The organism is Mesorhizobium dulcispinae (assembly GCF_033977345.1).
GTDB lineage: Bacteria > Pseudomonadota > Alphaproteobacteria > Rhizobiales > Rhizobiaceae > Mesorhizobium > Mesorhizobium dulcispinae.
In genome coordinates this window covers 1-2,493 of sequence record NZ_JAVIIY010000049.1, presented here as the reverse complement: position 1 = coordinate 2,493, position 2,493 = coordinate 1, and the positions used below count along the sequence as shown (strand labels likewise).

Annotated in this window: 1 protein-coding gene; it reads left to right on the top strand. The window is 69.3% G+C overall.

The window, feature by feature from the left end; genetic code table 11:
* On the top strand, nt 1-2,490 hold a 2,490-nt coding region (locus RFN30_RS32125; protein ID WP_320265960.1), incomplete at its 5' end, for a shikimate kinase.
* Nucleotides 2,491-2,493: the final 3 nt, after the last annotated feature.

Here is a 2,493-nt window from a genome sequence, read left to right as displayed (position 1 = left end):
GCCGCCGACGCCAGGGAGCGCGTCGAGCTCCTGCTCGACCACTGCCGGGCGCGCATCGATCCGCGGCCCGACGGCTACAACCCGCACGATCTGCATGAAAGCGCCATCAACCTGTTGAGCGTCGGCATCAAGGTCGGCACCGACGCCTACAAGTCCGACACCGGGGCGCGGCTGTTCATGAAGAAGAGCGCCGATCTGCAGCGGCTCCTGCAGCAGGTCCCGGGCCTGAAGCCGGCGCCCTATGTCAAGGCGCTGGCGGCAACGCTGCACCAGGGCCGCTTCGACGTCGACGCCAGCCTGGCGGATCTGAAGGACAATCCGACACTGGCGGCCTCGGTCATGGAGGCCTCGATCAAGCTTGCCGCCGCGAACGGCATCCTGCCCAGCCCCTTGGACGTCGCGGAAGCCGACGACCCCGCCGCCACGATCACGCTGAGCCGCGAGCAGGCCCTGGAGCACGCCAGGCGCGCAGCCCAGCGCGCCGCGGCGGAGGAAGGCGCCATCACCGCGACCGCGCAGGCGGTCGCCGCGCTTTTGCGGCAGGCCGGCATCGAGGTGACCATGCCGCATCTCGAGCAGCGCCTGCGCGGGCGCGATTCGATGGCCGACGGGCTCACCGGCCAGAGCGTGAGCGCCGCGCCCGAGGCCCAGCTGCTCACCAATGCGGTGCGCCATGTCTTCGAGATCCCGGATGCGGCCCTGACGCGCGCCTTCAAGACGGCCGTGCTGGCCTTCGAGGAGCGCGGCTACAGCGAGGTCGAGACCACCAACTGGTTCAGGATGCGCACGCCGAGCTTCCTCGCCATCCGCACCGTGTTCAGCACCCCGCAGGGCTATCGCTTCGAGGTCGAGTTCCATACGCCGGCCAGCTACCGGGCCAAGCTCGCCAACCACGACCTCTACAAGCAGATCGGCTGGCTGCGGCGGCATCCCGGGCCGGACGCCGAGCAAAAGGCCGACGAGCTCGTGCAGAGCGTGCGGGACAGATGCCTCGAGGTCGCCATTCCCCCTGACGCCTCCAGCATCCCCCACTGGGGCTCGGCGGGCCACAGCCGGTCGCGGTCGGCTGGGACCTCCAGGTTGGCCACCGCCGACCGGGCAAGCCAGCCCGCTGCCCCTCGCTCGCCGCAGGCCGGCGCGATCATAGCCGCCCTCGGCATGCGCCCGGTGGTGCTGGTCGGCATGCCGAGCAGCGGCAAGTCGACCATCGGCCGCGAGCTTGCCGGCAAGCTGGGGGTGAAGTTTGTCGACACCGACAAGGAAATCGTGCGCGAGCACGGCAATCTGAGCGATCTGTTCGCGCGCCAGGGCGAGGCCCACTTCAGACAGCTGGAGGCCGAAGAGCTCGCCAAGCAGCTGGAGAAGGGGCCGATCGTCATCGCAACCGGCGGCGGCGGCTTCATCGAGCCCGACAATCGAGCCCTGATCGGCGAGAAGGCGGTGTCGGTCTGGCTCGACACCAACCCGCAAGTGATCCGCAGGCGCCTCAGGAACGACACCAGCCGGCCGCTGCTGCAAGGCCCCGACGGCGAGCAGAAGCTAAGCCGCATGTTCGACGAGCGCCGGCCGCTCTACCAACAGGCCGATATCACCGTGGTCCCGCCCTCCGCAAAGGACAAGGAGAACGCCGAGCCTTGCGTGAAGGCGCTCCACGCCTACCTGTGCGGCGGCGAGGACGCAGCCGCACAGACCCTTGCCAACGAGACCCCTGCTAACGAGACACAGGCCAACGAGGCGCCTGCTCCTGAGACGCCTGCCGCTGCCGAGACGCCCGCCGCTGCCGGGACATCAGCCATCTCCGACGCTCCCGGCATCGCAGTCGACGTGCCACCTGGCGTTCGGCCGACCGAGCGCCAGGCAGCCGGGCTTCCCCCGGCAGCCGCTGCAGCGCATCGGCTGGCGCTTGGCGCCACCCAATGGCTCCTGGACGACCACATCACGGCCGATTACGCGCTGCTTGGCGAGGCCTTGCACGGGGCCAGTCCCGACATCGCCGCCCGGATCCGATTGGTCGAGCCTTCGGTGACCCATCTGTTGCGCATGACCGAAGACGAGGCCGAAGCGGCCGCCATCTTCCACGGCATCGCCGGCGGCGGGGGCAATTTGGCGGACGCCAGGACCGACTTCGTGTTCCTTCCCCTCAACAATGCCGCGCTTGGCGAGCAGGGCACCCACTGGTCGCTGCTGTTTGTCGATCTGCGCGGCTCCCAGCCGCTCGCCTCTCATTACGACTCCTCCGGCGGCCAAAACAGCGCGCTGGCACAAGAGCTCGCCGCAAAGCTGGGCGCCCGCTTGAAGCCGGTGCTGATGGCCCAGCAGGACAACAACTATGATTGCGGCGTCTTCGTCCTCGACGCCACCCGGGCGCTGACTTCACGCCTGGCTGAAGCCGAACCGCCCACCGGCCGGCCGCTCCACCTCGACACCCTCGTCGCCGACCGCCAGGCCTTGCTGGACCGCCTCAGGCCGCTTATCGGCTCCGGTCCATGAAGC